7 protein-coding genes are annotated in these 6,989 nt (G+C 71.2%); 1 reads left to right on the top strand and 6 read right to left on the bottom strand.

The genetic code is table 11. From position 1 onward, the window contains the following. The 5 genes from ACXJKG_RS17930 to ACXJKG_RS17910 all read right to left on the bottom strand — a co-directional run. A partial coding sequence (locus ACXJKG_RS17930; RefSeq protein WP_456847100.1) for a DEAD/DEAH box helicase family protein occupies nucleotides 1–233 on the bottom strand: 233 nt, incomplete at its 3' end. A 41-nt stretch (nucleotides 234–274) separates the two neighbouring features. Continuing rightward, nucleotides 275–913 (bottom strand): pyroglutamyl-peptidase I, encoded by a 639-nt coding sequence (pcp, locus tag ACXJKG_RS17925; protein ID WP_456847099.1) that lies wholly within the window; start codon nucleotides 911–913, stop codon nucleotides 275–277. Continuing rightward, the gene (gene coaE / locus ACXJKG_RS17920; protein WP_456847098.1) at nucleotides 910–1,539 is read right to left on the bottom strand and encodes a dephospho-CoA kinase; all 630 of its coding nucleotides are present in this window, start codon (nucleotides 1,537–1,539) and stop codon (nucleotides 910–912) included. Before coaE ends, pcp begins: the two co-directional genes overlap by 4 nt. 98 nt (nucleotides 1,540–1,637) lie before the next feature. Further along, entirely contained in the window at nucleotides 1,638–3,143 is a 1,506-nt protein-coding gene (rpsA, locus tag ACXJKG_RS17915) for a 30S ribosomal protein S1 (protein ID WP_456847097.1), read from the bottom strand. Nucleotides 3,144–3,369: 226 nt separating this feature from the next. Then, nucleotides 3,370–4,395, bottom strand: coding sequence for a 6-phosphofructokinase (locus tag ACXJKG_RS17910; RefSeq protein ID WP_456847096.1), 1,026 nt, complete (start codon nucleotides 4,393–4,395; stop codon nucleotides 3,370–3,372). Between the two features lie 106 nt (nucleotides 4,396–4,501). Here ACXJKG_RS17910 and ACXJKG_RS17905 point away from each other — a divergent pair, with 106 nt between their 5' ends. Next, entirely contained in the window at nucleotides 4,502–5,317 is an 816-nt protein-coding gene (locus ACXJKG_RS17905) for a class I SAM-dependent methyltransferase (protein WP_456847095.1), read from the top strand. A 31-nt stretch (nucleotides 5,318–5,348) separates the two neighbouring features. On the opposite strand, the gene ACXJKG_RS17900 is transcribed toward ACXJKG_RS17905, so the two are convergent. After that, nucleotides 5,349–6,986 (bottom strand): solute symporter family protein, encoded by a 1,638-nt coding sequence (locus ACXJKG_RS17900; protein ID WP_456847101.1) that lies wholly within the window; start codon nucleotides 6,984–6,986, stop codon nucleotides 5,349–5,351. Between the last annotated feature and the right edge of the window lie 3 nt (nucleotides 6,987–6,989).

The following is a 6,989-nucleotide window of genomic DNA, read 5'->3' as shown; positions in this document are numbered from 1 at the left end:
AGCGTCTTGTTCGGCGCCATGACCAGCGTCGGGCGCTGCACCTGCTCGATCAGCCAGGCGGTGGTCGCGGACTTGCCGGTGCCGGTGGCGCCGAGCAGCACGACGTCCTTCTCGCCGGCGTTGATGCGGGCCGACAGCTCCTTGATCGCCTTCGGCTGGTCACCCGACGGCGTGTACTCGGAGATCACCTCGAACGGCGCGACGGTCCGCTGGAGGTCGGTGACTGGACGCATGCCACAACCGTACGTGCCACCACCGACACGCGGCGGTCCGGCTAGGCCAGGGTGCCCGCCGACACGCGCAGGTCCGTGGTGGTCGACAGCGCCGCGCGCAGGACGGCGAGGAGCCCGGAGGCGGAGTCGGTCACCGCGAGGGAGGGCTCGCCGTCGGCCACCTGCTCCGGGGTCCGCGGGACGTGCACGAACCCGCTGCGGACGCCGGCCCGCCCCGCCAGCAGGTGCTGCAGCGCGTAGAAGGTCGCGTTGCACACGTACAGGCCGGCGCTGGTGGACACCTCGACCGGCACGCCCGCCTCCCGGACCGCGGCCGCGCAGGCCTTCACCGGGAGGGTCGAGAAGAACGCCGCGGGAGCCCCCGCGATGACGGGCACGTCGATGGGCGCCGACCCGTCGACGTCCGGGATCCGTGCGTCGATCACGTTCACGGCCACCCGCTCGACGCGGACGACCGACGTCCCGCCCGCCTCCCCCACGGAGACCACCAGGTCCGGTGCGACCTCCGCGACCGCGGACCGCAGCTGCTGCCGCGCACCCCGGAACGACACGGGCAGCTCGCGCGCCACGAGCTCGTCCGGACCGGCCCACCGCGCGACCACCTCGGTCACGGCCAGCCACGACGCGTTGACGCTCTGACCGTCGAAGGGCCCGAACCCCGTGAGCAGGACGCGCGTCACGGCGTCTCGGCGGCGAGCTCGTCGGCGCGCTCGACGGCGAGCCGGTCCCACAGCGCGTCCACCTGGGCGCGGAGGTCGTCGTCGCTGCCCGTGCCGTCCAGCACGACGTCGGCGACCGCCAGGCGCTGGTCGTCGCTCGCCTGCGCCGCCACGCGCGCCTCCGCCTCGGCGCGGTCCATGCCGCGCAGGCGCACCAGGCGTTCCACGCGGAGCACCGCCGGCGCGTGCACCACGACGAGCACGTGGAAGGCGTCGGCCTGCCCGGTCTCGACCAGCAGGGGGATGTCGTGCACGACGACCGCGCCGTGGTCCGTGACGGCCGACGACGCCTCGCGCTCCGCGGAGAGCCGGCGCACGATCGGGTGCACGATCGCGTCGAGCCGGGCCCGTGCCTCCGGATCGGTGAAGACGATCGAGGCGAGCGCCGCGCGGTCCAGGGACCCGTCCGCCGCGACCACCCCCGCGCCGAACTCCTCGGCGACCGCGTCCAGCCCCGCCGAGCCGGGGGCCACGGCTTCGCGTGCCAGCACGTCGGAGTCGATCACCACCGCCCCGAGCTCGCCCAGCCGCCGTGCCGCGACGGACTTGCCGGCCGCGATCCCGCCTGTCAGACCGATGCGTTGCATCCGCCCATCCTGCACCGCCCGCGCTGCGGGCGCCGAGTCCGGGGACGCCGAAGGCCGGCCACCGCGAGGGTGACCGGCCTTCGAGCGTCAGGCGTGGATCAGTTGCCCGTGAGCTTCTCGCGCAGAGCGGCGAGCGCCTCGTCGGACGCGAGCGTGCCCGCGGCCTCCTCGGTGGACGACGAGTACGTCGACGGCACGGGGCCGGCGGACGAGCTCGACGAGCTGGAGGACGACGTCGCACCGTCGGCACCGGCCGAGGCAGCCTCGGCGTCGGCCTTCGCGGCGTCGGCGACCTGCTTGCGGTGCGCCTCCCAGCGCTCGTGGGCCTGCGCGTACTGCGCCTCCCACACCTCGCGCTGAGCCTCGAAGCCCTCGAGCCACTCGTTCGTGGCCGGGTCGAAGCCCTCGGGGTACTTGTAGTTGCCGGCGTCGTCGTACTCGGCCGCCATGCCGTACAGCGCGGGGTCGAAGTCCTCGCTGGCCGGGTCGAAGCCCTCGTTCGCCTGCTTGAGCGACAGCGAGATGCGGCGGCGCTCCAGGTCGATGTCGATGACCTTGACGAACACGTCGTCGCCGACCTGGACGACCTGCTCCGGGATCTCGACGTGGCGCACGGCCAGCTCCGAGATGTGCACGAGGCCCTCGATGCCGTCCTCGACGCGCACGAACGCACCGAACGGAACCAGCTTGGTGACCTTGCCCGGGACGACCTGGCCGATGGCGTGCGTCCGGGCGAAGGCCTGCCACGGGTCCTCCTGCGTCGCCTTCAGCGACAGGGAGACACGCTCGCGGTCGAAGTCGACGTCGAGAACCTCGACGGTGACCTCCTGGCCGACCTCGACGACCTCGGACGGGTGGTCGATGTGCTTCCAGGACAGCTCGGAGACGTGCACGAGCCCGTCCACGCCACCCAGGTCCACGAACGCACCGAAGTTGACGATCGAGGACACGACACCGGGGCGGACCTGGCCCTTCTGCAGCGTCTGCAGGAAGGTGGAGCGCACCTCGGACTGCGTCTGCTCGAGCCACGCACGGCGCGACAGGACCACGTTGTTGCGGTTCTTGTCGAGCTCGATGATCTTGGCCTCGATCTCCTTGCCGACGTACGGCTGGAGGTCGCGGACGCGACGCATCTCCACCAGCGACGCGGGCAGGAAGCCGCGCAGACCGATGTCGAGGATGAGGCCGCCCTTGACGACCTCGATGACGGTGCCGGTGACGACGCCGTCCTCCTCCTTGATCTTCTCGATCGTGCCCCAGGCGCGCTCGTACTGTGCGCGCTTCTTGGACAGGATCAGCCGGCCTTCCTTGTCCTCCTTCTGGAGGACGAGGGCCTCGACTGCGTCGCCGACCTTGACAACCTCACCGGGGTCCACGTCGTGCTTGATGGACAGCTCACGGGAGGGGATGACGCCCTCGGTCTTGTAACCGATGTCGAGAAGGACCTCGTCGCGGTCGACCTTGACGATGGTGCCCTCGACGATGTCGCCATCGTTGAAGTACTTGATGGTGGCGTCGATCGCGGCGAGGAAGTCCTCGGCCGAGCCGATGTCGTTGATCGCGACCTGCGGGGTGGCGGGCTTCGCGGGGGTGGTGATGCTCATGTAGGGATGGGCTCCGATGCGGACAGGGATGTTGTACGGGCTGAACGTTGTGCCGGCGGCACGGTGACATGCGTAGCTGGTGACCACGAGCGAGCTGGCTGGACGCCCCCGGACTCCCGCGAAGAGAGCCACGCACGAGCAGTGCGTTCAGGGACACGCCGACGCAACAAGGCGCGCGGCACCGCCGTCCACCCTATCGGGGTGACTATGGGCAGGTCAAAGCCGATCAGGCCAGGGCGCGCGCCACCGCCAGCAGCTCCTCGGGCACGTACTTGACCTTGCCGGCCACCTCGCTGAGCGGCACCATCTGGACGGACTCGCCGCGCAGAGCGGTCATGACGTCCGACTGGCCGGCACTGGCCGCGTCGATCGCCGCGACGCCGAACCGCGACCCCAGGATGCGGTCGACGTGCGTCGGGATCCCGCCGCGCTGCACGTGACCGAGCACGACGACCCGCGTGTCGAAGCCCGTGCGCTTCTCGATCTCCACCTTGAGCCGCTCACCGATGGCGCCCGCGACGATGTCGCCGAACTTGCCCATCGGCGTCTCGTAGTCCATCGACGTGCCCGGCGCGGGGACCGCGCCCTCGGCGACGACGATGATCGAGAAGCTGGCGTGCGCGCGGTGCCGGTGCTTGAGGAACCGCTCGATCTTGTCGATGTCGAACGGCGCCTCGGGGGCCAGCACGATCTCGGCCCCGCCGGCGATGCCCGACGTCGCGGCGATCCAGCCCGCGTGCCGGCCCATGACCTCGACGATCATGACCCGGTTGTGGCTCTCCGCCGTGGTGTGGATGCGGTCGATCGCCTCGGTCGCGATGGAGACCGCGGTGTCGAAGCCGATCGACTGATCGGTGCCCCACACGTCGTTGTCGATGGTCTTGGGGATGGCGACGATGCGCACGCCCGCCTCGGCGACCTTGCTCGCGGCGTGCAGCGTGCCGTCGCCGCCGATGCAGATCAGGGCCTCGATCCGCTCCGACTCGAGCGTCGAGAGCACCGCGTCCAGGCCTCCGTCGGACGCGTGCGGGTGGTACCGCGCCGTGCCCAGGAGCGTGCCGCCGACCGCGAGCTGGTTGCGGATGTGCTGGCGCGTGAGCGGCACGCTGAACCCGTCGACCACACCGCGCCAGCCGTTCCGGAAGCCGATGATGGTGTGGCCGTACTCGCCCTCGCCACGCTTGACGACGGCGCGGATGGCCGCGTTGAGACCGGGCACGTCTCCGCCGCCCGTGAGCAGTCCGACTCGCACGCTGGCACTCCTTTGTCGCGGGGACACACTGTCCGGAGCGCATCGTCGGGCTGCCGTGCGGACAGCGTATCCAGGTGCACCAGCCCTCAGAGGTGACACTGGTCCCATGGACGATCCCCTGGCCGAGGCCGGCTACCTCGACGTCCCGGCCGCGGCCGGTGGGGCCGCGAGCCGCGGGTGGTGGGACGCGAACGCCGACGAGTACCTCGACGAGCACGGCTCCTTCCTCGGTCCGGCCGACTTCTGCTGGTGCCCCGAGGGCGTGCGGGAGAAGGACGCGCGCCTGCTCGGGGACCTCACCGGCGCCCGCGTGCTCGAGATCGGCGCGGGGGCCGCGCAGTGCGCGCGCTGGCTCGTCGGCGAGGGCGTCGACGTCGTCGCGACCGACGTCTCCGCCGGGATGCTGGCCGCCGGCGCACGCTACGACGCCGAGGTGGGCCGCACGACTCCCCTGGTCCAGGCCGACGCCCGGGTGCTGCCGTTCGCCGACGGGTCGTTCGACGTCGCGTTCACGGCGTTCGGGGCCCTGCCGTTCGTGCCCGACGCCGACCGCGTGCACGCGGAGGTGGCACGTGTGCTGCGCCCCGGCGGCCGGTGGGTCTTCGCCGTGACGCACCCGGTCCGTTGGGCCTTCCCCGACGATCCCGGCGAGGCCGGTCTGACGGCCGCGCGCTCGTACTTCGACCGCACGCCGTACGCCGAGCTCGGCGAGTCGGGCGGCGTGCTCTACGCCGAGTACCACCGGACCCTCGGTGACCACGTGGGCGAGCTGGTGGCCGCCGGCTTCGTGCTCGACCGCCTGGTCGAGCCCGAGTGGCCGGTCGGGCACGACCGGACGTGGGGCGGCTGGGGGCCGGTGCGGGGCGCGCGGATCCCCGGCACCGCGATCTTCGTGACGCACCTCGGGCGGCCGACCGCGTAGGCCGACCGCCCGAGGGTGGTGCGTCAGCGGGTCAGTGCACGACCGCCTTCTCGGAGCCGGCCCCGGTCAGCGACCGGACCTCCATCTCCGCGAACTTCTCCGGGCTGGACGTGTCCTTGCTCAGGTACGTGCCCAGGATCCCGAGCAGGAACCCGAGCGGGATCGAGATCAGCCCCGGGTTCTCCAGGGAGATCAGGTGGAAGTCGACCGAGGTGTCCTTGATCATCGACAGGCTCGCGCCTGTCACCGGGTCGACCTTGCCGGACACCACGGGCGAGAACGCGATGAGCACCAGGCACGAGATGAGCCCGCCGTAGATGCTCCAGAGCGCGCCCGACGTGTTGAACCGCTTCCAGAACAGCGAGTACAGGATCGTCGGCAGGTTGGCGCTCGCCGCGACCGCGAAGGCCAGCGCCACCAGGAACGCCACGTTCTGCCCGTTGGCGAAGATGCCGCCGATGATCGCGAGGATGCCGATCACCACGACCGTGATCCGGGCGACGCGGACCTCTCCGTCCGGCTTGACCTCGCCGCGCTTGATGACCGACGCGTAGATGTCGTGGGCGAACGACGCCGCGGCCGTGATGGTGAGACCGGCGACGACAGCGAGGATCGTCGCGAACGCCACCGCCGAGATGAGCCCGAGCAGCACGGTGCCGCCCAGCTCGTAGGCCAGCAGCGGGGCCGCCGAGTTCACGCCGCCCGGTGCCGCCTTGATGGCCTCCGGACCGACGAGGGCCGCGGCGCCGTACCCGAGCACCAGCGTGAACAGGTAGAAGATGCCGATGAGCCAGATCGCCCAGACCACCGAGCGGCGCGCCTCCTTGGCCGACGGCACCGTGTAGAAGCGCATGAGCACGTGCGGCAGGCCGGCGGTCCCCAGCACCAGCGCGAGGGCGAGCGACAGGAAGTTCAGCTGGCTCATCGCGCTGACGCCGTACTGCTTGCCCGGTGCGATCAGTGCCTCACCACCCTCGCCGGCGGTGTCGATCGCGCCCTGCAGCAGGTCGGAGAAGTTGAACCCGAACTGCGCCAGCACCCAGATCGTCATGACGGCCGCGCCGATGATCAGCAGCACGGCCTTGATGATCTGCACCCACGTGGTGCCCTTCATCCCGCCGACCAGGACGTACAGGATCATCAGCGCGCCGACGACGGCGATGACGACGCCCTGACCGGTGGTCCCCTCGACGCCCAGCAGCAGCGCGACCAGACCGCCCGCCCCCGCCATCTGCGCCAGCAGGTAGAAGAAGACGACCGTCAGGGTGGCCAGCGCGGCGGCCATGCGGACCGGCCGCTGCCGGAGCCGGAACGACAGGACGTCGGCCATGGTGAACCGACCGGTGTTGCGCAGCAGCTCCGCGACGAGCAGCAGCGCGACAAGCCACGCGACGAGGAACCCGATCGAGTAGAGGAACCCGTCGTACCCGTTGATGGCGATCGCGCCGCAGATGCCGAGGAACGAGGCCGCCGACAGGTAGTCGCCCGCGATCGCGGTGCCGTTCTGCGGGCCGGTGAACGAGCGCCCGGCGGCGTAGTAGTCGGCCGCCGTCCGGTTGTTGCGGGACGCCCGGAACACCACGACGAGCGTGATCGCGACGAACACGCCGAAGATCGCGATGTTGACCGCGGGGTTGCCGATGTCCTCGGTCTCCGCGGCGCGTAGCAGGGT

The sequence above is a fragment of the Cellulomonas sp. P5_C6 genome (genome assembly GCF_054049635.1).
This window is presented reverse-complemented; position numbering and strand designations above follow the sequence as displayed.

What these genes read in the sequence shown, in the direction of transcription:
- coaE (WP_456847098.1), bottom strand. Translation starts at nt 1,539, where the DNA reads ATGCAACGCATCGGTCTGACAGGCGGGATCGCGGCCGGCAAGTCCGTC.
- rpsA (WP_456847097.1), bottom strand. Translation starts at nt 3,143, where the DNA reads ATGAGCATCACCACCCCCGCGAAGCCCGCCACCCCGCAGGTCGCGATC.
- ACXJKG_RS17905 (WP_456847095.1), top strand. Translation starts at nt 4,502, where the DNA reads ATGGACGATCCCCTGGCCGAGGCCGGCTACCTCGACGTCCCGGCCGCG.